The organism is Sodalis sp. RH22, assembly GCF_047324165.1.
GTDB lineage: Bacteria > Pseudomonadota > Gammaproteobacteria > Enterobacterales > Enterobacteriaceae > Acerihabitans.
Map to the genome: position 1 here is coordinate 754212 of NZ_CP178731.1, position 22460 is coordinate 776671.

Here is a 22460-nt window from a genome sequence, read left to right on the forward strand (position 1 = left end):
TCAGGATAGCCCGGGTTGCAAAAACGCCATGGCCCGCGGATACCGCGTTATTTACCGCTCTTGCCGGAAAAAACCGAATTAAAGAAGCTGAACAGGGCATCGCCGGCAATCAGTCCGGCGGCAAAGACCTCCAGCTGATGACGGCGCTGCTCACCGCCAAGGCGCAGCACCACCAGGCGTATGGCGATACCGATCAATACCGCCCACCCGGCCAGCGGATTGGCAATCAGCAGGCCGGTGGCCAGCAGTACGCCCAACTGGCGCGAAGACCCGCCTATCCATTGGATCAGGGCGCCCGGCACCGCCCAGATCAGCAGTGATTTGGCAATGTCCGTGGACACGCCGGCCTGGATGGTGGCGGCATACACTTTAGCCACCGGCGGCACCAGCCCCTTGGCGAAGTAGCCCTGGTAGCTGAGGTAGACCACCGGCATGGCGATAACAAAGGCGATCAGGGCGGCGAACAGCTGCTGGCGGCGTCCTTCCAGCTCAAAAGCGATATCGGCGTTATTGCCGCGCAGGATAAACCCGGCTTTCAGATCGTATCCCATATCGGCGAACGCCGGCCCGGTGGCCACCGAGAAACCGCACAGCATGACCAGCGCCACCGGCGGAAACCCAATCATGATGCCGATAATCAGGGTAATAAGCGCCACGGCAAAAGCCGGGAACCAGCCGGAATGCATGGCCGCCAGGCCGACGATCAGTTCATGGATAAACGCGGCGAAAGCGGCATAGACGATAAAGGCCAATAACATGCCCATCGGCATTGCGGTATACAGCCCGCCGCCCAGCGCAATCAGCGCGGCAATAAGGATATACCCTGCCGCGCCAAGCCCGAGGGAGCCGAGAATATGGCGGCGGTCGGCGTCCGCCGCGCTCAGCGCATCGGCGGTGGCGGTGGCACGATCGAGTTTCTTACCGCGGATCATGGCGATCACCTGGCACAGCGCCACCAGGCCGGCGCCGATCATCATGCCGTGGGGAATATAGTTTTTATTAATATCGAACCCGGTTAACGGCAGGCTGTAACCGCGGATCAGCAGGCCGACGCCGAACATCGACAACGCCCAGATATTACCGATAAACGCCGTGCCCAGCGCCGCCATGGGGAACTTAAACCAGGAACCGACGGCGCCTATCAGCAAGCCGGCGCCGAGAATGCCCGCCTGTTGCCCACCCTGATCGCCGGCCTTGATGGATTCCGCCGCGGCGACGCCCGGCGGCCAGGCGCCGGCGGCCGGAAATACCGTGGTGTTGAACATGCGGTAGAGCAGATAACCGTCCAGCAGCATGGCCAGCGAAACGCCGATAAACATCGGCAGCACGAGATCCGGCCGGCCGAAAATATAAGGAATGCCGATGGGCAGCAGCAAGCTGTTGGCCGCGCCGAAGGTGGCGGATGAAATGGCGCTTTGCGCCAGGTTCTGGATATGTATGGAGCGGAAACGTTTGAACAGCTGCAGCGGCACCCGGGCGATGATCATCGCCACCAGCGCGCCGATAATCGAGGTATTGGGCGTGACGCCAAGCGTAGTCAGCAGCTGGATGCCGATGACCGCGCCAAAGATGCTGAGCACCGTGAGAAACAGCAAGGTGCCCGGGTTAAAGCTGCTGGGATGCTGACGATGTGACATAAACCACTCCTGAAAATAAAGCAAAATAACGGCGAAATGCGGCCACGGGACCCTGCGTCCGGCGGTTAGCGAAACCAGTAGGGGTCGCCGACCTTTTTGCCGATTTGCATCGCCGCCGCGCACAACAGCCGGGAAAGACGCTGGATTTCCGTGTCATCCGCCATCGAGGCCGGAAAGGTCAGGCAAAACGCCACGGTTTCGCCGCTGTGGGGGTCGCCCACCGCGCAGCTGACCGACGCCGCGCCGGCCACCGCTTCGTTAACCGCCGACGCCCAATGGCAGCGGCGCACGACCGCCAGCCGATCCATCAGCTGAGTGAAATGCATCGGCAGGTCGTTGGCGGGCGAGAGCACGGCGCGGAACTGGGCGTTCAGCTGGGTATCCGGCAGCCGGGCCAGCAGCGCGCGGCCGGTGGAGGTGCCCCAGGCCGGCGAGCGGGATCCCGCGTTGCGGATCACCCGCAGCGCGTGCACGCCTGGGATAACGCGCAGTACCAGCACATCGTTGCCGTCAAGCACCGACAGGTAACCGGTATGCCCGGTTAATCCGCACAGTTCGCGCAGCGCCTGTTCGATAAGATCCGTTAATGAGGAATTGCGCCGCACCAGATGGGTCACTTCCAGCAGCATCAGCCCGGGCTGATAGGCGAGCGAGCTGGCGTCCCGGTCCAAAAAGCCCGCTTCGGCCAGTTGCTTGAGCACGCGGGAGGCGGTGCTTTTGGGGAATTGCAAATGTTCGACCAAATCGGTCACCGTCACGCCGCGTTTCAGGGTGCTCATCAGGCGCAAAATCGCGGCGGTACTGTTCAGTATGCTCATGCTTATCTCATAAAATGGAACTCGGTCCCGTTATATAAGATAAGCAAAGGGCGTGCCAGTAGCGTTGAAATTATATCTAATTGATAAATATTGGATATTTTTAGAGGCCTGCTTCTTGGCGATATTCCATGTAAAAGGCTATGCACTAATTAGGTGCTTTTGCACCATCATGAGGCGCCGGCTCCCCGCTAAGCCGGGCATCGGTGCGGCGTGCCCAAGCGATGCCGCCGTCGCGCCACCCGCGGCAAAAATTAATTTGGCGCGAAAATGAATCAAAGTAATCATTTTGTCGCATCGTCTTCCCGACGGCGCCCTGCGCCAGCCGTACCTGCCGCCGCGAAAATGAATCAATTGAATCATTAGTAATCATTTTTGGCATACCTGTTGCAATCATGCTTAAGACGATAGGCATTACGGACCCCTTTTATGGATCAGCTCACGCTCACTCAGGCTATTAATGCCCAGTACGAGTCCCTGCCGAAACAGGTGCGGCTGGCGGCCAGATTTGTCCTGGATCACCCGCAGGAAGTGGCGGTGATGTCCATGCGTGAACAGGCGCGGCTGGCAGGGATCCCGCCCTCCACCATGACACGGCTGGCCAAGCGCCTTGGACTCAAAGGGTATGACGATATCCGCGCTGTTTTTGTCAACGCGGTGCGCGCGAAAGGCTATGAATACGGCTCAAGGGTGCCGGCGCTGGTGGAAATGAAACAGAAGGTGGGCGAGTCTTCCCTGCTGCTGGAGCTGGCCAACACCACTGCCGGGCATATCCAGGCATCCTGCCGGGACGACAACCTTGCCGCCATGGTGCGCGCCGCCGCCATCCTAGCGCAGGCGCGGGATATTTATTGTCTTGGCCTGCGCTCGTCTTTCCCGGTGGCGTTTCATTTTTGCCATGTGGCGTCCTACTTCAAGGATAACGTCCATTTGGTGGAAGGGGCCGGGGAGAGCGGCGTCATGGCGCTGATGCGCACTCTCGGACCAAAAGACGCCCTGCTGGTCTCCTGCCTGTCGCCTTATTCGCGGCGCACGGTGGCCCTGACCCGCTACCTGTCCCAGCAAAAGGTGAAAATCGTCGCCATCAGCGATAACGCCAGCTCGCCGGTGGCGCGTCTGGCCGGTGAGACCATCCTGGTGAAAAAAAAGACCGCCTCTTTTTTCGACACCATAACGCCTGCCTTTATGGTGAGCGAATTACTGGTGGCGCTGATGGCCGCCACCTCGAAAGTGGATGTACGCGCCCTGGTCAGCGAGACCGAGGAAACGCTATGGGCAATGGGGGAGTGGTGGAGCGTGGATTGACCCGCCGCCGCTACCCACGTTTTTAGACAACCAGTACAGGACATGACTATGACCCGCTATAAACCGGAACTGACCACCGCGCCGAAACACGGCCATAAAAGCCTGCTGTATTCGGAAGTGGTTACCGACCTCAATACCCTGGAGTCGGTGGATATCGCCGTGCTGGGTATCCCCTACGGTTCGCCTTACTCCATCGATGAGGTGACCAACGACCAGACCAATGCGCCCACCGCCGTGCGCCAGGCCACCGATCGCGCCGTGCGCAGCATCGAGCGCTATGATTTCGACATCGGCGGCCCGCTGATGGACAACCAGCCAATCCGGATGGTGGACTGCGGCGATATCGCCGGCGACGCGCGTGAACTGGGCGGCCATTATGACGCCGCCGAAGCGGTGGTGCGCAAAATCATTTCCCTGGGCGGCATGCCGCTGGTGATAGGCGGCGACCATGGCATACCCATTCCGGTATTGCGCGCGCTTGACACCCTGGGCCCCATTACCCTGGTCCATATTGATGCGCATCTGGACTGGCGCCAGGAGGTTAACGGCGTGACCGACGGTTACTCCAGCCCGATACGCCGCGCCTCGGAAATGGCGCATATCGGCGAAATTTTCCAGATCGGCCTGCGCGCCAACGGCTCGGCCCGCCAGGAGGAAGTGGACGCCGCGCTGGCGTATGGCGCGCATCTTATTACCGCCCACGAACTGCACGATGAGGGCGCGCAGTCGGTGCTCGATCGTATACCCGACGGCGGAAACTACTACATTACCCTCGATGCGGACGGTATCGATCCTACTATTATGCCTGCCGTCAACGGCCCGGCCCTGGGCGGCGTCACCTATTGCGAGGCGCGGAAAATCATCCACGGCCTGGTGAAAAAGGGCCGGGTGGTGGGCATGGATATCGTTGAGATCACGCCGAAAAAAGACCTTAACGGCATTACCGCCATTACCGCCTGCCGTTTTTTTGTCAACCTGATCGGCATGGCGGTGAGGGCGGGGTATTTCAGGAAATAACACTTAAGTCGTTACCGCCGGCGCCGGCGCGGATGCGGCGCCGGACCTGGTTCCTTTTTTCGTCTACACAGGATAATCGTTATGAAAAGACACTTCGTGATAGCGCTGCTGATGGGCGCGCTGGCCGCTTTTACCCTGACGGCGGCCAACGCCGCTGATGTGCTCGATAACATCATGAGCCAGAAAACGCTGCGTGTGGCGGTGCCGGTGGATTACCCGCCCTATGGGTACGTAGGCGGCGATATGGCGCCGCAGGGGCTGGATATCGACGTGGCCAATCTGCTCGGGCAAAAGCTGGGCGCCAAGGTGATCTTGGTGCCGGTTACCGGACCGAACCGGGTGCCCTACCTGCAAACCGGTAAAGCGGACATGACCATCTCGTCGCTGGGCAAAACCGCCGAGCGGGCCAAGGTTATCGACTACAGCATCGCCTACGCGCCGTTTTTTGACGCGGTCTTCGGCGCCGACAAGACCCAGGCGGCCAACTTCGGCGAACTGGCCGGTAAAACCGTCGCCGTGACCCGCGGCTCAATGCAGGACGAAGAGCTAAGCCGGCTGGCGCCGGACGCGCAGGTAAAACGCTTTGAGGATAATAACAGCACCATCTCCGCTTTCCTGTCGGGCCAGACGCAACTGGTGGCCATCGGCACCACGGTTGCCGCCGCGATGAAGCAAAAGCATCCGCAGTTGGACCTGCACCTGAAGGTAATTTTATCCAATTCGCCTTGTTACGTCGGGTTGCCAAAAGACCAACCCGCCCTGCTGGCCAAGGTCAACGAAATCCTGCGCGCCGCCAAGGCCGACGGCACCCTGGATAAGATTTCGCAAAAATGGCTGGGCGCCCCGGCGGGCGACCTGCCGGAATAAAACGGGATGCCGGCGCGCGGCATGACGATGACCACGGAGCGCGCACCGGCGCAGGGTCTGATGAACACCAGCGGATCCTGGCGGGCCCGGCTGGTTGACGACGCCAACAGGCCACGGCAGGAGCGGACATTATGACAACGACAGGTAATCCGATTTGGCCAGAGCGGGGTGATAAACCCGGCGGGGCGGCCGTAGAAGTTGCCGCGCCGGGCGACACCCGGCCGCTGGCGCAGTGGGTGGCGGCCCTGGTTCCCGGGGAGATTCCGCAAGCGGTGAGCCGGGTGGCGCTGCGCTGCCTGGTGGACACCCTGGGCGTGATGCTGGCGGGTTCGGTTACCCCCGTCGCCGGCCGCGCCCGGCGGTTAACGGCGCAGACCTCGGCCGACGGCCACGCGGCGGTGGCGGGCGCCTCCCGGCGTCTTGCGGCGCCGGCGGCGGCGTTTGCCAATGGCGTCGCCGCCCACGCCCTCGATTTTGACGATAACTGTTATGCCGGATTTGTCCATGGCTCGGCGGTGATCGCGCCGGCGGCGCTGGCGGTGGCGCAGGCGCGCCATGCCGACGGCGCGGCGTTGCTGACCGCGCTGGTGGCCGGGGCGGAGTGCCAGTACCGCGTCGGCATGGCCCTTGGCCGCACCCTTTACGATCGCGGCTGGTGGACCACCGGCCTGCTTGGGGGCATCGGCGCGTGCGCGGCGGCCGCCAAACTGCTGGCGCTGGATGTGGACGCCACCGCGCATGCGTTAGGATTGGCGATTGCCGGCGCCGGCGGCATGAAATGCGCGTTTGGCAGCGACGCCAAACCACTGTTGGCGGGGCGCGCCGCCGAGGGCGGCGTGACGGCGGCGCTGCTGGCGCAACAGGGCGCGAACGGTCCCGCCGGCGCGCTGTCCCATGGCTACGGACTGGCGGCCCTGTGCAACAACGGCGAACTTGACGCCGGATGGCTGGCGCCGGGGGACGGACGCTGGTGCCTGCTGGCGCCGGGAGTGGATGTTAAACGCATCCCGGTCTGCCTCTCCTCACACGCGGCGGTGGACGGCGTGCTGGATCTGGCGAGGCGCCACCGGCTGGAACCGGACCAGATAGCCGGCATCGCCTGCGACGTGCCGCCGGTAGTCATGGCGAACCTGATCTACCCGCAGCCGCGCACCGCCCAGCAAGCGCAGTTTAGCCTGCCCTTCGCCATCGCGGCGTCGTTACTGTTCGGCGAACTGACCCTGGACCATCTGGACGACGGACTGATGACGGATAAGACCCTCATTGACCTGATGAGCCGGGTGAGCATGACCAGCGGCGCGCGCTGGGCCGACCCTGCGCTGTTCACCGACGCCCCGGAAGGCGCGGACGTGACGATAACCCTGCGCGACGGCGCTAAATTGCAGTGTTTTGTCGCCAAGGCCGCCGGCAGCGCCGCCCGCCCGCTGGAAGACCGGGCCCTGGGCGATAAATTTCTGCGCTGCGCCGCCCGCTGCCTGGCGCCGCAGGCGGCCGGACAACTGCTGGCGAGCCTGTGGCGGCTGCCCGTTATGACTGACGTGGCGACGCTGGCCCTGGCGGAACCGACACCAAAGGAGCATGGGTAATGGTTTTTGATTTTTCCCCGATTCTGCAGCAATGGCCGCTATTGCTTGGCGGTACGCTGGTCACCCTGGCCATGACGCTTGTGTCCACGCTGCTTGGACTGCTGCTTGGCATCGCCTGCGGCTGGGCGCGGGCCCACGGCGGCGTTTGGCTGCGTTTCGCGGTGGGGTGCTATGTCGAACTGGTGCGCAATACGCCGTATATCGTGCAGCTGTTTTTTATCTTTTTCGGCCTGCCCGCCCTGGGATTGCATATGTCGGCCGTGACCGCAAGCGTACTGTCGCTGGTGCTGAACCTCGGCGCCTACGCGGCCGAGATCACCCGCGCCGGCATTGAGGCCACGGCGCGCAGCCAGGTCGAAGCCGCCCAGAGCCTGGCGCTGGACCGCTGGCAGATTTTTACCCGCGTGGTGCTGCCGCCCGCGCTGTCGCGCGTCTGGCCGTCACTGATAAGCCAGGTGATTATCATCATGCTGGGATCGGCGGTTTGCAGCCAGATATCCACCGAGGAACTGTCGTTCAGCGCCAACCTGATCGCCAGTCGCTCTTTCCGCAATTTCGAAGCCTTTATCGTCGCCGCGGTGATTTACCTGGCGCTGGCGGTGATGGTGCGCCAGTTCCTCGGCTGGCTGGGGCCGCGGTTTATCTTCGGACCGTCGCTTGGGAAAAAATCATGAGTGATTTCTCTTTATGGGACATATACCGCAACCTGCTGCTGGCGCTGCGCTGGACCGTCGGCCTGTCGGCCATCGCCTTTGCCGGCGGCGGCATCGTCGGCGCCATCCTGTTGGTGCTCAGGCTGTCGCACCGGCGCTGGCTGCAGGTGCTGGTGATCCTCTATGTCAATCTGTTCCAGGGCACGCCTTTGCTGCTGCAACTGTTTTTGACTTATTTCGGCCTGGCGCTGCTGGGCGTCGACACCTCGCCGCTGTTCGCCGCCAGTCTGTGCCTGACCTTGTATGCCAGCGCCTATCTTACCGAAATCTGGCGCGGCAGCGTGGAGAGTATTCCCCGCCAGCAATGGGAGGCATCCGCCAGCCTGGCGTTAACCTTTGGCGAACAGCTGCGCTACGTCATCCTGCCCCAGGCGCTGCGGGTAGCGGTGGCGCCGACGGTGGGGTTTTTGGTCCAGGCGGTGAAGGCCACCGCCCTGGCGTCGGTGATAGGCTTCGTCGAGCTGACCCGCTCGGGACAAATTATTTCCAACGCCACCTTTGCCCCGTTCCTGGTCTACGGCAGCGTCGCGGCGCTTTATTTTATCCTGTGCTTTCCGCTGTCTTGGTGGAGCCGGCATTTAGAAAAACAACTCATCCAGGGAGCCGACGGACATGACTGATAGTACTCCTGCGGACACCGCCTTCGCGGTGGTCGATATTCGCGGCCTGCACAAGCGCTTTGGCGACAATGAGGTGCTCAAGGGCATCGATTTACAGATTAAACGCCAGGAAGTGGTCTGCATCCTGGGCAAGAGCGGCTCGGGTAAAAGCACGCTGCTGCGCTGCATCAACGGCCTGGAAAGTTTTGAGGAGGGCGAGCTGACGGTGGATGGACAGGCCATCCGGCAGCATGACCCGGCCGCCATGCGCGAGCTGCGCCAAAACGTCGGCATGATTTTCCAGAGCTTTAACCTGTTTCCGCACCTGACGGTGGGTAAAAACGTCATGCTGGCGCCGACGCTGGTGAAAAAAATGCCGCGCGAACAGGCGGAGCGCACGGCGCGCGTTTTGCTAAAACGCGTCGGCCTGGAAGAGAAATTCGCCACCTGGCCCGGCAATCTTTCCGGCGGCCAGCAGCAGCGGGTGGCGATTGCGCGCTCGCTGGCGATGAACCCCGAAGTGCTGCTGTGCGACGAAATCACCTCCGCCCTCGACCCCGAACTGGTGGGCGAAGTGCTGCAGGTGATCGAGGGGCTCGCCGCCGACGGCATGACCATCATCATGGTCACCCACGAAATGGGCTTTGCGCGCAAGGTCGCCGATCGCATCGTGTTTATGCACCAGGGGCGCGTCCATGAAATGGGAACCCCCGAGGACATTTTCGATCATCCGCGCACCGCGGAGTTAAAACAGTTCCTGGCGTGAAACGCCGGGCGAATGCCATTCCCGGCCGGGGGCTTTCCGGCCACAAACCTAAAATCGCAACAATGGAGAACGCATCATGAGTCACACCCGTATCCGCCCCTTCAATACCAAGAAAACCTATCCCGAGCAGAATCTGGATAACGATTTGTGCCAGGCCGTGGTGGCCGGCAATATGGTATTCCTGCGCGGCCAGATAGGCCAGGACCTGGATACCCGCGAATCGGTGGGCAAGGGTGATGTGGCCGCGCAAACCGAGCAGGCCATGTACAATATCAACATGCTGCTGGAAGAAGCGGGCAGCAAGCTTGAGGATATCTGTAAGATTACGGTCTATCTGACCGATGTGCGCTACCGCGAGACGGTCTACAACATTATGGGCCGCTGGCTGAAAGGCGTGTTCCCGGTATCCACCGGGCTGATGATCACCTCGCTGGCGCGCCCGGAGTGGTGGGTGGAGATCGATGTTATCGCCGTAAAATCATAACCTGCCCCGCGGCCTGGCCGGTTGCCGCGCAGCAAAAGGCGGGGCGCCCCGTCATCATAAGCACGCCGCGCGCGGGGTAGAACGCCTTGATAGCAGCGGCGTTAACGCCGGCCCGAGGCCGTGAAACCAAAGGAGCCGTAATTGAGCGATGTCATAGAACTACTGTCGACGCTGGTGGGTTATCCGACGCTAAGCCGCCGCTCCAACCTGGCGCTGATTGATTTTGTCGAATCCTATCTGGCCGGTTACGGTATTGCCAGCCGCCGGGTTTACAGCGCCGACGGCGAGCGCGCCAATCTGTACGCCACCATCGGCCCCGTTGATCGGGGCGGTATCTGCCTGTCCGGCCATTCGGACGTGGTGCCGGCGCAGGGTCAGCCATGGAGCAGCGATCCCTTTGTCCTTACCCGGCGCGGCCAGCGTCTGTATGGCCGGGGCAGCGCCGATATGAAGGGCTACCTGGCCTGCGTACTGGCGATGGTGCCCCGCTTTATCCAGGCCGCCCGGGCCGCCGATGCCAGGCCGGTGCATATCGCCATCAGCTATGACGAGGAGATCGGCTGCGTCGGGGTGCGCGGGTTGCTTGCCGAGCTGGCGCGCGATCGGGCACGGCCCACCGGGTGTATTATCGGCGAGCCGACCCTGATGCGCGTCGCCACCGCCCATAAGGGGAAAAGCGCCTGGCGCTGCACGGTGCAGGGGCAGGCGGCGCACTCCTCGCAAAATCATCTGGGCGTGAATGCCATTGACTACGCCGCCGAACTGGTTCTGTTCCTGCGCAACCAGGGACGGCTGTGGCGCGACGGCGATACCGACGCCCGCTACGAACCGCCCTGGTCAACGGTACAGGTGGGCACCATCCACGGCGGCAGCGCGGTCAACGTGGTGCCCGATCGGTGCGAGTTCGATTTTGAAATCCGCCCGCTGCCGCACACCCGCCACCACCTGCTGGCAAACGCGCTGGATAACGTGGCCCGGGAGCTGCTGCCCGCGATGCGCGAGGTGGCTGAAGGCGCGGATATCCGGCTGGAGCTACAGTCGGAATATCCCGGGCTGCGCGACGACGGCTCCACCGATGAGCTCAAACAACGCTGTGCCGGCGCGCTGGAACAGGCGTCTTTTGACTCGCTGTCATTCGGCACCGAGGCGGGACTGTTCCAGCAGGCGGGTATTCCGACGGTGGTGTGCGGACCGGGGTCCATCGCCCAGGCGCATAAAGCCGATGAATATGTCACCCTCGAACAGCTGGAACTTTGTCAGGCGTTCCTGGGCAAGGTGGTGGGCTGCTAAGCAGGCAGCGGGAGAGCGGCTATTGCGCCTTGATCTGAGACATTAATTAGGCTGTGCGCGGCGCGGCGATAAACAGGCATTGCCGCGCCGGCGCCGTCACACCAGGGCCACGGCCCGGATGGGCGAGGCCGAACCCCCCTTGATGCGCAGTGGCAGGGCGAGGAATAAAAAGGTCTGCGGCAGGGCGTCAAGATTGGCCAGGTTTTCGATAATCAAGGCGCCGGCGCCCAGCACGATGTGATGGGAGGGATAATCGGCGTTGGTATAGGCATCCAACGACATGGCGTCCGTGCCAATGGCGTTGACGCCTTTATCGATCAGATAGCGGGCGCCGTCGGCGGACAGTCCGGGCCAATCGGCGATAAACGCCTGGTGGTGCGGTCTGTTGCGCCATTTTTTATCATAGCCGGTGCGAAATATCACGATATCCCCGGCGTTGATAGCGCCGTTCTGCGCCTCCCAGGCCGTAATCGCGGACAGGGCGATTTCCTGGCTTGGCTGCAGAAAAGAAACATCAATCTTGATGCCCCGGCCGATTAACCGCCGTGCCGCCACGGTCTCGATGGTGGCGCCGCCGGCGATAAAATGGGCGGGCGCATCCACATGGGTGCCGCAATGATCGCCCATATGCAGCAGGGTATTATAATTGCCATCGCCGCCGGCGATGGTCTCCTCGCTGCTTGTATGGAATTTGGGATGGGTCGGCCAGACCGGCATCAATTCTTCATAGAGATGGTTCAGCTCGATAATATCTTTCTTCAGCAACAGCTCGGCCAGTTCAGTATTCATATCACATTTTCCTCACGTTGACCGTTTCTTTGATCAGGAACAGCGGGATACAGGAGAGGGCCAGCACGCCGACGATCACCATATAATGCACGTCGAAGCCAAAGTGATGGATAATCCATCCGGCCGTCGGCGCCACCAGGATGCCCGCGATGCCCACCGCCAGGCCGATCATCAAACCCATGCTCGAGGCCGCCGCCTGGGGCGCCGAATCGATCAGCAGCGCGTAGGCCACCGGATAGGGGGAATTGCGAAACAGCCCCCAGAAAATCAGGATGATCCAGCCGACGGTGGCGGAGGTAATAAACATGCACAGCGCCGCCGCCAGGATCCATCCCAGGATAATGACGCACAGTGAAATCCTGCGGCCTTTGATATCGGAATAACCGCCCCACAAAATTTGCCCAATCCAGCCGGTAATGCCGGAGGCGCCGGAAATAATCGCCGCGGTGGAGAGGTCCAGCCCCACCTCACGCGTCAGCTGCAGTGTAAGGAAATTGGCGATGCCCATCTCCGCCCAGGTAAAACCGAAAATCAGGGCGATGGCCAGCAGGCAGTTGCGGTTCTTCAGGCAGGAAAAGGATTCCTTCAGGGTATGTCTGAGGTTGCTGGGCCGGCTTTGCCGGTGGTCCTCAATCGGCACCGTCAGGTTATTGTCTTTGATCCAGGTATAGACCTTATCCTGGTTTTTCCGCGTGCCGACAAAAAACTGCAGCACGACGATGCTCAGGCCAATCAGCGGGATAAACAGGAAGGCCTGCCGCCAGGTGCCGAAGGCCAGGATCAGCGCAATCAGCGCCGGCCCGATAAACTGCCCGAGCGGGAAGCCGGTATGATGCACGCCGATGGCGAACCCGCGGTTTTCCTTGTGCCACCACTCACCGAGCAGGGCGACGTTGATGGGCTCGGAGCCGCCGGTGCCCATGCCCATCATCACCCGCAGGAACTGGAAGGCGCCGAGGGTTTTGCAAAAGGCGGTGGCGACGCCGGCGACCACTTCGAACAATACCGCCACGGTCCAGCTATAGCAGCGTTTGTAGCCGGTGCCGATATAATCGGAAAATATCCCGAAAATCACCGCGCCCAGCAGCGTGCCGATAAAACTCAGGGAATTGAGCCAGCCGGCCTGCATTTCGCTAAGATTGAAATCCTTCATGATAGCCGGCAGCAGCGTGGGCAAGATGATCCGGTCGATGGAGTTCATCAGGATGGCCAGGGTGGTAATGACCAGCATCCACCAGGATATCGGATGCGCCTTCGGCAGGAACCGGCGAAAACCGCCGCCGTTATCGGGTTGCTGCCCTGAGGGGGACTGATGACCGCCGGGGGCGGTGGTATCGCTGTCTTGATGGTGCATTCTGAATTTTCCTCACGATGATTTTTATTATATTGCAGGGTCAAACTTCACTTCGGGGACTGCGGTGACTGCCTGGGACGTTTTGGGTTATGCAAAAAACGGGGACTCTCACTATAGGCAGAACAGAAATAAATATTGTGTCAACGACGATACGTAATAAGCCGCGAACCCGCCCGCGCGGGTTGGCGTGCCGGTGCGATGTTATCCGCCGCGGGATAGCCGCGCGCGTTCAGGTGCGATAACGGCCGGGGCGCAACGCCCCGGCCGGCGTTGCCGGCAGAAAACTTGGGCCGGTCAGCCCGCCGTGGGCCACTGCGCCACGGTTTCGCGGGCGCCGTGGGTCAGCAGCGTTTGATAGGCCTGCTGCACCCGTTCGATAAACCGCGGGTTGGCGGGTAAATCATCGCCGAATACCGCCTGCAGGGAGAGCAGGGCATGCACCCGTTCCGCGCCTTGTTCGCTTTGCGCTACCAGGCCTTGTAGCTGGTCAAGCAGCGGATCGCTGACCTCGATGGGCTGGCCCTGCTCGTCGACGCCGCCGACAAACCGCATCCAGCCGGCAACGCCCAGCGCCAGGTAGTCAAAGCTGTCGCCCTGGCGCAAATGCCAGCGAATCGCATCCAGCCAGCGCTGCGGCAGTTTTTGCGTGCCGTCCATGGCGATCTGCCAGGTGCGGTGTTTCAGGGCGGTATTACGGTAGCGCGCTATCAGGGAATCGGCGTAGGCCGCGAGATCCACATCCACGGTGCGCAGCGTCGGCGCCTGCTCGTTTATCATCAGCTTCCTGGCCGCCGCGACGTAGTGCGGATCCTGCATGCAGTCGCTGATGTGCTGGTAACCGGCCAGGTAGCCCAGGTAAGCCAGGAAGGAGTGGCTGCCGTTAAGCATGCGCAGCTTCATTTCCTCGTAGGGCAGGACATCCTTGACCAGCTCCGCGCCGACCTTTTCCCAGGCGGGGCGGCCCTGGACAAAATTATCCTCGATAACCCACTGGCAAAAAGGCTCGCAGGCCACGCCGGCCGGGTCGTTGACGCCCAGCAGCTGTTGTATTTTCGCCAGGGTTTCATCCGTTACCGCCGGCACGATGCGATCTACCATGGTGGACGGAAAGGTGGCGTTGCCCTCAATCCAGCGGGCAAGGCCGTCATCCTCCAGCGCGGCCAGTTCAAGCACCACATTGCGCGTGACATGGCCGTTCTCCGGCATGTTGTCGCACGACATGACGCTAAACGCCGGTAAGCCGCGCTGCCGGCGCAGCTTGAGCGCGGCGACGATCACGCCGGCCACCGACTGCGGCTCATCCGGGTGGGCAAGGTCATGCTGGATAAGCGGATGCTGCTGGTTGAGCTTGCCGCTGGCGGGGTGGTGGCAGTAACCTTTCTCGGTGACGGTAATGGAGACGATGGCGATGTCCGGGTGCGCCATGGCGTCAAGTATGGCCTGGATGCCGTCGACGCTTTGGTGCATGGCGCGTTTTACCGTGCCCACCACGCGGCAGCTCCAGCCCGTGTCGGCCATTTCCGAAACCGAATACAGCAGATCCTGGCGCTGGATATCGGCTATCTGCTTCTCGCCGCCAATCAGGTTCACCTCGCAATAGCCCCAGTCGCTGCCATGCTCCGCCGCCAGCCGGTCGGCGTATACCCCTTGGTGCGCGCGATGGAACGCGCCGAATCCGAGATGGACGATACGTGTCTTGATGCGGTCGCGATCGTATTTCGGCGTGCTGACGCCCTCGGCCACGGGACTTGTTGCTGATAATGTCATCATAATCATAGGCTCGGTGTTGAAATGAAAAAGGGACAGCGCGGCGATGGCCGGGGGCCATCGCCTGGATCACCACATCAGAATTTCAAGATGACCTTGCAGCAATGGCGCTGATCTTTCTCGAATATCGTCAATGCGGCTTCCACTTCCGCTGCGTCCATATAATGGGTAATCAATTTGGCCACATCGATCTTGCCCTGCACCATCCACTCGATAACCTGGGGAAAACGGTGGCTGTTCAGGCGCGAGGTGAAAATAGAGATTTCCTTACTGGTGATGCTCTGCTGCGTCACGCTGCTCGCCTCGCCGGAAAATCCCAGCAGGCCGATGCGCGCCGCCGGCGAGGCGAGATTGACCGCCTCCTGCAGGATGGCGGGGTGACAGGCGGCATCAATCACCAGCGTCGGCCGGATGCCCTGTTGCGCCAGCGCGTCCTGCAAGGACAGGCCGGTATTGTTGATCACCTGGTCGGCGCCGCTGTCCAGCGCCATCTCAAGACGTTCCGCGATGCGGTCGGCGACGATTACCCGGCTGACACCATACACCCCTTTCAGCACCTGTACAGCGGTCAGGCCCATCGGTCCGGCGCCATACACCAGCGCCACGTCGCGCGGCGTGGGCTGCAAAAAGGCGGTAATATTGGCGGCGATGGTAAACGGCTCCACCATGCTGGCCACCTGGTCCGGTATTTCCGCCGGGATGACGTAGGCATTTTCAGCCGGCGCGCAGGCGTATTCGCTAAAGCCGCCGTCGCGGTGCACGCCGATAACCGACAGTTCGGTACACACATTCGGCCGTCCCACCGAGCAGGGATAGCAATGGCCGCAGCTGACGACCGGATCGACCGCCACCCTTTCGCCGATACGGCCCGCGTCCACGCCCGCGCCCACCGCGTCGATTTCGCCGAAAAACTCATGGCCGATAACCCGGGGATATTTGGCGAAAGGGTTGTGTCCATGGTAAATGTGCACATCGGAGCCGCAGATGCCGGCATATTTTACCCGCACGCGCACTTCACCGGCGGCGGGTTGCGGGATCGCGCGCTGCTGGATAGCCAGTTTGCCGGGTTGTTCGATAACTACGCTGTTCATCGCCGCTTCTCCTGTTACCAGTTCCACAAGGTGCCGTCTTCCAGACGCGCCACCGGTAAATGGGCCGGTTCATAGGGGTATTTCGCCGCCAGTTTTTCATCGAATTCGATGCCCAGCCCCGGCTTGTCGCCCGGATGCATATAACCGTCGTCAAACGTCCAGTTATGCGGGAACACTTCCAGCATCTGTTCGCTATACCCCATATATTCCTGTACGCCGAAGTTAGGCACCCACAGGTCAAAATGCAGCGCCGCCGCCATGCAGACCGGCGAAAGGTCGGATGGGCCGTGCGAGCCGGTGCGCACCTGGTAAAGCGAGGCGAAATCCGCAATCCGGCGCATGCCGGTAATGCCGCCCGCATGGGTAATGGTGGTGCGGATATAGTCGATCAGCTGCTCTTCGATAAGCTGTTTACAATCCCAGATACTGTTGAAGACTTCGCCCACCGCAATCGGCGTCACGGTGTGCTGGCGGATCAGGCGGAAACTGGACTGGTTCTCCGCCGGCGTAGGATCTTCCATCCAGAACAGGCGGTAGGGCTCGACGCTTTTACCGAAGCGGGCGGCTTCGATGGGCGTCAGGCGATGGTGCATATCGTGCAGCAGGTGTTCATTAAAGCCGAATTTCTCACGCACCGCCGCGAACAGCTGCGGGGTAAAATCGAGGTATTTTTCCGTCGACCACAGCTGCTCTTCCGGCCAGCTGCCCTTGGTGGCCGGTTCGTAGGCCAGGCCTTTGCCCTTGGCCATGCCGTAGGTGGTTTTCATGCCGGGCACGCCGCACTGCACGCGAATGGCCTTGAAGCCCATTTCCTGATGTTTGGCGTAATCGTCCAGCACTTCGTCTATAGTATGGCCGGTGGTATGGCAGTAAACCATGACGCCGGTACGCGACGCGCCGCCCAACAGCTGGTATAGCGGCATATTCGCGGCCTTGGCCTTAATGTCCCACAGCGCCATATCCACGGCGGAAATGGCGGACATGGTGACCGGCCCGCGCCGCCAGTAGGCGCCTTTATAAAAGAATTGCCAGATATCCTCGATTTGATGGGCGTCGCGGCCGATCAACTGCGGACAGACATGGTCCTTAAGATAGGAGGCTACCGGCAGTTCGCGGCCATTAAGCGTGGCGTCGCCCAGCCCCGTGAGGCCGTCGTCGGTGGTGATTTTCAACGTCACAAAATTTCTGCCGGGGCAGGTGACAAAGACTTCCGCTTTTACAATTTTCATCAATATGACCCTTAGCAACAAACAGGTTGACCACTAATCAATGTATACTACCATACAAGTTACGTTAAGGTATTTTTGCTACATTGATCACATTTTTACGTTTATCTCGCCCTATCCCTCCATCGCCGGGGCGCTATGCCCGCCAACGCCGTGCTACAACACGCACGTGCTAACGCGGGCCCCCGCTTAATGCCTGGTCCAGTCCTGGTATTCTTGCTTGCGCCGCAGCGGCGCCGTCTCCGGCATCAGCGCCAGGCCTATTACCGACGCCACCCCCAGCACCGTGACATACATCGCCAGACCGTAATAATGCCCGCCGGTGACCTGCAATATTTTTACCGCCACCAGGCCGAGCACGCCGCTGCCGATCAACGAGCCGATTTGCCAAATAAGGGCGATGCCGCTGCAGCGGATATGGGTTGGGAACAGTTCGGGGAAAAAAGACGCCTGCGGCGCGTAGCACATGCTATGCCCAAGGGTCAGCACCAGTATCATCACCAACTGCGTCAGCCAGAAACTGTCCTGGTTAATGGCCAGGAAAAACGGCACGATCATAATCACTTGCAGCAGCGCGCCCGCCATATAAACGGGCTTGCGCCCCAGGCGATCCGACAGATGCCCCATCAGCGGGATGGCGGGGATCTCCAGCGCCACGGCGATAATCATGGTTTCCATCAGCAGGTTGGTACTGAGATTATTGGCCTTGACGTAGGCCAGCACAATCACGGTAAACATGGCGAAGACGCAGGCTTCAATCAGCTTCGCGCACACCCCCTTGACGACGATGCCGGGAAAGTCGCGGATCACTTCCATGACCGGACGCGACTCCACGGCTTTGGTGGCGCGGATTTTAGCGAACACCGGCGACTCGTCGATACGCAGGCGGATAAACAGCCCCACCACCACCAGCAGCAGGCTGAGCAGGAACGGAATGCGCCAGCCGAAGCTCATCATCTGCTCGGGGGACAGGGCGGCGTTCAGCGCGGCAAACAACGCCAGCGGCAATAAAAAGCCCAGCGGCGCGCCGATTTGCACCCAGCTGGCAAAAAAGCCGCGCCGGGCGGGCTGTGAATACTCGGCGGTCATCAGCACCGCTCCCGCCTGTTCGCCGCCGACGCCGAACCCCTGCAATATACGGATTAGGATCAGCAGCACCGGCGCCCAAACGCCGATTTTCTCATAGGTGGGCAGCAGGCCGATGCAAAAGGTACCGAGACCGACGATCAAAATGGTGATCACCAGCGCTTTCTTGCGCCCGACTTTATCGCCGATATGGCCGAAGACGATGCCGCCGACGGGGCGCGCCAAAAAGCCCACCGCATAGGTGGCGAAGGCCGCCAGGGTGCTGACCAGCGGGTCGCTGCTGGGAAAAAACAGATGACCGAAAAACAGCACCGCGGCGGTGCCGTAGGCAAAAAAATCATAATATTCCGCCGCCGTGCCGATGGCCGACGCGCTGGCAACGCGGCGTATCAACGACCGTGAGTCTTTTTCGCTGAGCGTTTCTGTCTGAGTCGCCATGTTTTCACCTTTCAGTAGGGGGAGGTCATGCCGGAGGGAATGCAACAGGAAAAATAGTTCTGAACCAACTACCATACAAGTAATAAATGGTCATTTTTCAGCGGCGATCACATTTTTAGCCAAAACCGCCGCCATGGCGTGCACTCATCAGCAGGAAAGGGAAAGCGGCCCCATGCCGGGGCCGGGGGGGGTTAAAGAATAAGGCTGCCGAGCAGGAAACCGAACACCACCGAGAAGGTGACGCCCAGCGTGCCGGGAATAAAGAACGGATGGTTAAAGACAAACCGGCCAATACGGGTGGTGCCGGTATCGTCCATCTGTACCGCCGCCACCAGGGTAGGATAGGTCGGCAGGATAAACAGCCCCGAGACAGCGGCAAACGACGCCACCACGGTCAGGGGCGAGACGTTCAGCGCCAGCGCCATCGGCATCAGCGCCTTGGCGGTGGCGGCCTGCGAATACAGCAGTGCGGAGCAGAAAAAGAAAATCACCGCCAGCAGCCAGGGATGGCCCTGGATAACGCCGCCCGCCGTCGTTTTGATCCAATCCAAATTGGCCTGGACAAACGTATCGCCCAGCCAGGCCACGCCCAGGATACAGATACAGGCGCTCATTCCCGCCTTAAAGGTGCTGGAATTGATCACCGCTTCGGTGGCGACGGCGCAGGTGAGGGTAATCAGGGTGGCGACGCTGAGCATAATGATAAGGATGGCGCTGGTGGTGGTCATGACCGGGGTTGCCACCAGGCCGAGGCCGGGACTGTTGATAATGGCGTAGGCGACGACGCCCAGCACGCCGGCAAGGAACAGCAGCACCGATATTTTCGCCCGCGGCTTGATCTGCGTCACCTGGTTGCCGCGCAGGGCGACCAGGCCGTCCTCAAGCCGTTTCAGATAAACCGGGTCATCGGACAGCCTGGCGTTAAACAGTCTCCCGACCAGCAGCGACATCAGCACCACGCCGCAAAAGGTGGAGGGAATGACCACCGACAACAGATGGATATAGCTCACGCCATGGCTTTCCATCACGGACGACATATACACCACCGCCGCGGATATCGGCGAGGCGGTAATGGCGATTTGCGCGGAGACCACCGCGGTGGAGAGGGGACGGCAGGGTTTAATGCCCTGTTCCTTGGCCACTTCCGCAATCACCGGCAGGGCGGAAAGCGAAATATTGCCGGTGCCGGCAAACAGGGTCAGGAAATAGGTCACCACCGGCGCCAGCAGCGTAATGTGCCGGGGGTTTTTACGCAGTATTTTTTCCGTTTGCTGTACCAGGTAATCCATGCCGCCGGCGACCTGCATGGCGGCGATGGCGGCGATAACCGCCATGATGATGGAGATGACGTCGAACGGGATGCTGCCGGGTTTAACCCCGATCATCGCCAGGACCAGCACGCCGAGGCCGCCGGCAAAGCCGATGCCGATACCGCCCAGGCGGGCGCCGAGGAAAATAGCCAGTAAGACAATGATAAGTTCGACCGCTAGCATAACCGGCCTCCCCGTGGCAGGGGCCTGATCCCTATCGCCGCCGGTCTTATCCCGCCAGGAGAAGAGAGACTATCATGGAAAAATACCGGAAAGACCTGAAGTGTGAAGCAAATAGGGCCGCTGGGACGAGCGTTTAACATGCAAATCTCCTTTTAAGCATCGTATTGACGAGCAGATCGGTAAAAATAGGGCTATTGGCTGTATTTCCAAACGGATCAACCAAGATTATTATTTCTGGCCCAATCATATGCTGTTTTCCCGGCAATACATGTCGCCAGATCACTATCCACGGTCGCGAAAACGACAGAATGCGATATCTGCGATTATTCTCACAAATTCTTCAGAATTATCGCGCCAGCCTAGGGTAAGTTCAGGCATTGCCGGCAACGGATAGCGGCTGGCGGGTGTGATGGCGGTGTGCGGTATAGGGCGGAAAAAATCCCAACGGTGCGCCGGCGTTACCGGACGGGGGGACGCTGTAGGTGACCGTGCAACAGTATGGCGCTAAGCCGGATACGGCCAGCTACCTGGAGAGTAGGGTCCGCATTTCGCTGAAAGGGTTTTCCGCGCGGGCTTGGGCCGGCAGGAAGGGCGGTGCGGGTTATGTCAAATCGTGCAGGTCTTTCGCCTGCGGCTTGCCGAGGCGGATATCGTCGAAGGCGACCGTCAGCCCCGCGCGTTCCGGCGTGCAGCACATCACGCCGGCGAACCAGGGCGGCGCGGACGGAAACGGGCAAAGGCGCAGCAGCGGCCAGTATTTCCCGTCGGCGGAATATTGCAGCCGCACGCAGCCGTCGGCGAGCGTCAGACGCAGCCAAAAACAGCCGGCGTCGCCCGCGAACGGCATGCTTGACCAGTCGGAGTCCGGCGCGGTCAGCACGCTGCCCATCATCGGCTGGTCGTCGGTATATTCGATCCCCGCTTTCAGCCAATGCCTCTGGTCCTTAAGCACCATCAGGCCGGCCTGATCGTATAACCGGCGATAATCGCCGCGCACGCGCGCCTGCAATGTGAAATCCGCGCGCATATCGCAGCCGAACACATGGCCGGAATGACGCTGGAATCCGTACCAGGTCCGTTGCCAGAAATCCGTCTTGCCGTTGGTCGCCACCCGCAGCACCGACCCGTTCAGGGCCCATTGATCCGGCTCGTTAAACCAGCGCCAGCCTGAAAAATCCATCACCGCCTCTCCCTGGGTTATTATCCGCAGAAAAGAGTAGCTGACGTCCTTGATACGCGCAAATTAAGCCTAGGTCACCACGGTTTCGACGCTGCCGCGCGCGGTGATGGCGCTGCCCATGCCCGCCGTAATGGAAAATACGACGGCGATAATCTGGGTCGGCGTCAAGGTTTCCGACAGCATGACAAAGGCCACCAGCGCCGCGACGGCCGGCTCCATGCTGACCAGGATACCGAAGGCCTTATGCGGCAGCCGCTTTAAAGCGGCCATTTCCAGCGTCATCGGCAGGGAACTGGAGAGCAGGGCGATAAGCAGCCCCATGGCCAGCAGGTCGGGACGGGTAAGGATGGCGCCGGCATCCATCATGCCCACCGGCAAGGTGACCATCGAGGCGAACACCAGGCCGACGGCCACGGTTTGGCCCGAGTGCAGGTGGCTGACGGTCTTGCCGAACACAATATACAGCGCCCAGCATAACGCGGCGGCCAGCGCAAACAGCACGCCGGACAGCGGCAGCCCGCTGTCGTTGCCGCGCAGCGGCAACAGCAGCAGAACGCCGGTAACGGCCAGGGCTATCCAGATAAAATCGCTGAGTTTGCGTGAATACAGTACGGTAACGGCCAGGGGGCCGACAAATTCAATCGCCACCGCCAGGCCGAACGGGATGCTTTCGAGGGCGAGATAAAAGCACAAGTTCATCATCCCAAGCGTCAGGCCGTAAAGGGCGATGGATTGATATTCGCGCAAGGTGATTGACGCCCGCCAGGGACGCCACAGCAACATCAGGACGATGGCGGAAAACCCCGTCCTGAGCGCGGTGGTGCCGGTGGCGCCGATCAGGGGAAACAGCAGCGCCTTGGCAAGCGAGGAACCGATGCTGAGCGACAATATGGAACCCAATACCAACAGAAAGGGAATCAGTCTGGCGGCGGCGGAGGATGACATGAGACGTTCCCT

21 protein-coding genes are annotated in these 22460 nt (G+C 61.0%); 9 read left to right on the forward strand and 12 right to left on the reverse strand.

The features are described 5' to 3' along the window. Positions 1–47: 47 nt before the first annotated feature. The 3 genes from ACL2XN_RS03500 to ACL2XN_RS03510 form a co-directional block, all read right to left on the reverse strand. On the reverse strand, positions 48–1637 hold the full coding sequence (locus ACL2XN_RS03500; protein WP_413730299.1) for an OPT/YSL family transporter: 1590 nt from the start codon (positions 1635–1637) through the stop codon (positions 48–50). A gap of 65 nt (positions 1638–1702) precedes the next feature. Continuing rightward, positions 1703–2455 carry an IclR family transcriptional regulator gene (locus tag ACL2XN_RS03505; RefSeq protein ID WP_410014695.1) on the reverse strand — a complete coding sequence of 251 codons (753 nt, stop codon included), beginning with the start codon at positions 2453–2455 and terminating at the stop codon, positions 1703–1705. 145 nt (positions 2456–2600) lie between these two features. Continuing rightward, on the reverse strand, positions 2601–2867 hold the full coding sequence (locus ACL2XN_RS03510) for a hypothetical protein (RefSeq protein WP_413730300.1): 267 nt from the start codon (positions 2865–2867) through the stop codon (positions 2601–2603). 14 nt (positions 2868–2881) lie between these two features. Between ACL2XN_RS03510 and ACL2XN_RS03515 the strand changes: the two genes are divergently transcribed. The 9 genes from ACL2XN_RS03515 to argE all read left to right on the forward strand — a co-directional run bounded on the left by ACL2XN_RS03515 (position 2882) and on the right by argE (position 11079). Beyond that, complete coding sequence (locus ACL2XN_RS03515) at positions 2882–3757, forward strand: MurR/RpiR family transcriptional regulator (RefSeq protein ID WP_410014697.1); 876 nt, start codon at positions 2882–2884, stop codon at positions 3755–3757. Between the two features lie 48 nt (positions 3758–3805). Then, positions 3806–4774 carry an agmatinase gene (locus ACL2XN_RS03520; RefSeq protein WP_410014698.1) on the forward strand — a complete coding sequence of 323 codons (969 nt, stop codon included), beginning with the start codon at positions 3806–3808 and terminating at the stop codon, positions 4772–4774. 81 nt (positions 4775–4855) lie between these two features. Further along, positions 4856–5641 carry a transporter substrate-binding domain-containing protein gene (locus ACL2XN_RS03525; protein ID WP_410014699.1) on the forward strand — a complete coding sequence of 262 codons (786 nt, stop codon included), beginning with the start codon at positions 4856–4858 and terminating at the stop codon, positions 5639–5641. A 131-nt stretch (positions 5642–5772) separates the two neighbouring features. Continuing rightward, complete coding sequence (locus ACL2XN_RS03530; RefSeq protein ID WP_413730302.1) at positions 5773–7227, forward strand: MmgE/PrpD family protein; 1455 nt, start codon at positions 5773–5775, stop codon at positions 7225–7227. Beyond that, positions 7227–7901, forward strand: coding sequence for an amino acid ABC transporter permease (locus ACL2XN_RS03535; RefSeq protein WP_410014701.1), 675 nt, complete (start codon positions 7227–7229; stop codon positions 7899–7901). The genes ACL2XN_RS03530 and ACL2XN_RS03535 overlap by 1 nt, the downstream gene beginning before the upstream one ends. Next, a complete protein-coding gene (locus ACL2XN_RS03540; RefSeq protein WP_410014702.1) occupies positions 7898–8560 on the forward strand; it encodes an amino acid ABC transporter permease in 663 nt (220 codons plus the stop codon). Before ACL2XN_RS03535 ends, ACL2XN_RS03540 begins: the two co-directional genes overlap by 4 nt. Continuing rightward, a complete protein-coding gene (locus ACL2XN_RS03545; RefSeq protein WP_413723029.1) occupies positions 8553–9305 on the forward strand; it encodes an amino acid ABC transporter ATP-binding protein in 753 nt (250 codons plus the stop codon). The genes ACL2XN_RS03540 and ACL2XN_RS03545 overlap by 8 nt, the downstream gene beginning before the upstream one ends. A 73-nt stretch (positions 9306–9378) precedes the next feature. Then, positions 9379–9789: a RidA family protein gene (locus ACL2XN_RS03550; RefSeq protein ID WP_410016801.1), complete on the forward strand. Its 411-nt coding sequence runs from the start codon at positions 9379–9381 to the stop codon at positions 9787–9789. A 141-nt stretch (positions 9790–9930) separates the two neighbouring features. Continuing rightward, positions 9931–11079, forward strand: coding sequence for an acetylornithine deacetylase (argE, locus tag ACL2XN_RS03555; RefSeq protein ID WP_413730303.1), 1149 nt, complete (start codon positions 9931–9933; stop codon positions 11077–11079). Between the two features lie 96 nt (positions 11080–11175). On the opposite strand, the gene ACL2XN_RS03560 is transcribed toward argE, so the two are convergent. The 9 genes from ACL2XN_RS03560 to ACL2XN_RS03600 form a co-directional block, all read right to left on the reverse strand. After that, complete coding sequence (locus ACL2XN_RS03560; RefSeq protein WP_413728190.1) at positions 11176–11868, reverse strand: cyclase family protein; 693 nt, start codon at positions 11866–11868, stop codon at positions 11176–11178. A gap of 1 nt (position 11869) precedes the next feature. Further along, positions 11870–13222 carry an MFS transporter gene (locus tag ACL2XN_RS03565; RefSeq protein ID WP_410014706.1) on the reverse strand — a complete coding sequence of 451 codons (1353 nt, stop codon included), beginning with the start codon at positions 13220–13222 and terminating at the stop codon, positions 11870–11872. A gap of 294 nt (positions 13223–13516) precedes the next feature. Further along, positions 13517–14989 carry a mannitol dehydrogenase family protein gene (locus tag ACL2XN_RS03570; protein WP_413723451.1) on the reverse strand — a complete coding sequence of 491 codons (1473 nt, stop codon included), beginning with the start codon at positions 14987–14989 and terminating at the stop codon, positions 13517–13519. Positions 14990–15066: 77 nt separating this feature from the next. Continuing rightward, a complete protein-coding gene (locus ACL2XN_RS03575) occupies positions 15067–16080 on the reverse strand; it encodes a Zn-dependent oxidoreductase (protein WP_410014707.1) in 1014 nt (337 codons plus the stop codon). 14 nt (positions 16081–16094) lie between these two features. Then, on the reverse strand, positions 16095–17309 hold the full coding sequence (gene manD, locus ACL2XN_RS03580; protein ID WP_331123072.1) for a D-mannonate dehydratase ManD: 1215 nt from the start codon (positions 17307–17309) through the stop codon (positions 16095–16097). Positions 17310–17495: 186 nt separating this feature from the next. After that, positions 17496–18830, reverse strand: a complete 1335-nt coding sequence (locus tag ACL2XN_RS03585) for an MFS transporter (protein WP_410014708.1) — start codon at positions 18828–18830, stop codon at positions 17496–17498. A 191-nt stretch (positions 18831–19021) separates the two neighbouring features. Then, a complete protein-coding gene (locus tag ACL2XN_RS03590; RefSeq protein WP_413723027.1) occupies positions 19022–20323 on the reverse strand; it encodes an anaerobic C4-dicarboxylate transporter in 1302 nt (433 codons plus the stop codon). Positions 20324–20924: 601 nt separating this feature from the next. Further along, positions 20925–21503 carry a DUF1349 domain-containing protein gene (locus ACL2XN_RS03595; protein ID WP_413723450.1) on the reverse strand — a complete coding sequence of 193 codons (579 nt, stop codon included), beginning with the start codon at positions 21501–21503 and terminating at the stop codon, positions 20925–20927. A gap of 69 nt (positions 21504–21572) precedes the next feature. Further along, positions 21573–22448: an EamA family transporter gene (locus ACL2XN_RS03600; protein ID WP_410014710.1), complete on the reverse strand. Its 876-nt coding sequence runs from the start codon at positions 22446–22448 to the stop codon at positions 21573–21575. Positions 22449–22460 lie beyond the last annotated feature (12 nt).

Bases quoted from the DNA above. Each gene is read 5' to 3' on its own strand.
- ACL2XN_RS03500 (WP_413730299.1), bottom strand. From the start codon at position 1,637: ATGTCACATCGTCAGCATCCCAGCAGCTTTAACCCGGGCACCTTGCTG.
- ACL2XN_RS03505 (WP_410014695.1), bottom strand. From the start codon at position 2,455: ATGAGCATACTGAACAGTACCGCCGCGATTTTGCGCCTGATGAGCACC.
- ACL2XN_RS03510 (WP_413730300.1), bottom strand. From the start codon at position 2,867: ATGCCTATCGTCTTAAGCATGATTGCAACAGGTATGCCAAAAATGATT.
- ACL2XN_RS03515 (WP_410014697.1), top strand. From the start codon at position 2,882: ATGGATCAGCTCACGCTCACTCAGGCTATTAATGCCCAGTACGAGTCC.
- ACL2XN_RS03520 (WP_410014698.1), top strand. From the start codon at position 3,806: ATGACCCGCTATAAACCGGAACTGACCACCGCGCCGAAACACGGCCAT.
- ACL2XN_RS03525 (WP_410014699.1), top strand. From the start codon at position 4,856: ATGAAAAGACACTTCGTGATAGCGCTGCTGATGGGCGCGCTGGCCGCT.
- ACL2XN_RS03530 (WP_413730302.1), top strand. From the start codon at position 5,773: ATGACAACGACAGGTAATCCGATTTGGCCAGAGCGGGGTGATAAACCC.
- ACL2XN_RS03535 (WP_410014701.1), top strand. From the start codon at position 7,227: ATGGTTTTTGATTTTTCCCCGATTCTGCAGCAATGGCCGCTATTGCTT.
- ACL2XN_RS03540 (WP_410014702.1), top strand. From the start codon at position 7,898: ATGAGTGATTTCTCTTTATGGGACATATACCGCAACCTGCTGCTGGCG.
- ACL2XN_RS03545 (WP_413723029.1), top strand. From the start codon at position 8,553: ATGACTGATAGTACTCCTGCGGACACCGCCTTCGCGGTGGTCGATATT.
- ACL2XN_RS03560 (WP_413728190.1), bottom strand. From the start codon at position 11,868: ATGAATACTGAACTGGCCGAGCTGTTGCTGAAGAAAGATATTATCGAG.
- ACL2XN_RS03565 (WP_410014706.1), bottom strand. From the start codon at position 13,222: ATGCACCATCAAGACAGCGATACCACCGCCCCCGGCGGTCATCAGTCC.
- ACL2XN_RS03570 (WP_413723451.1), bottom strand. From the start codon at position 14,989: ATGACATTATCAGCAACAAGTCCCGTGGCCGAGGGCGTCAGCACGCCG.
- ACL2XN_RS03575 (WP_410014707.1), bottom strand. From the start codon at position 16,080: ATGAACAGCGTAGTTATCGAACAACCCGGCAAACTGGCTATCCAGCAG.
- manD (WP_331123072.1), bottom strand. From the start codon at position 17,309: ATGAAAATTGTAAAAGCGGAAGTCTTTGTCACCTGCCCCGGCAGAAAT.
- ACL2XN_RS03585 (WP_410014708.1), bottom strand. From the start codon at position 18,830: ATGGCGACTCAGACAGAAACGCTCAGCGAAAAAGACTCACGGTCGTTG.
- ACL2XN_RS03590 (WP_413723027.1), bottom strand. From the start codon at position 20,323: ATGCTAGCGGTCGAACTTATCATTGTCTTACTGGCTATTTTCCTCGGC.
- ACL2XN_RS03595 (WP_413723450.1), bottom strand. From the start codon at position 21,503: ATGGATTTTTCAGGCTGGCGCTGGTTTAACGAGCCGGATCAATGGGCC.
- ACL2XN_RS03600 (WP_410014710.1), bottom strand. From the start codon at position 22,448: ATGTCATCCTCCGCCGCCGCCAGACTGATTCCCTTTCTGTTGGTATTG.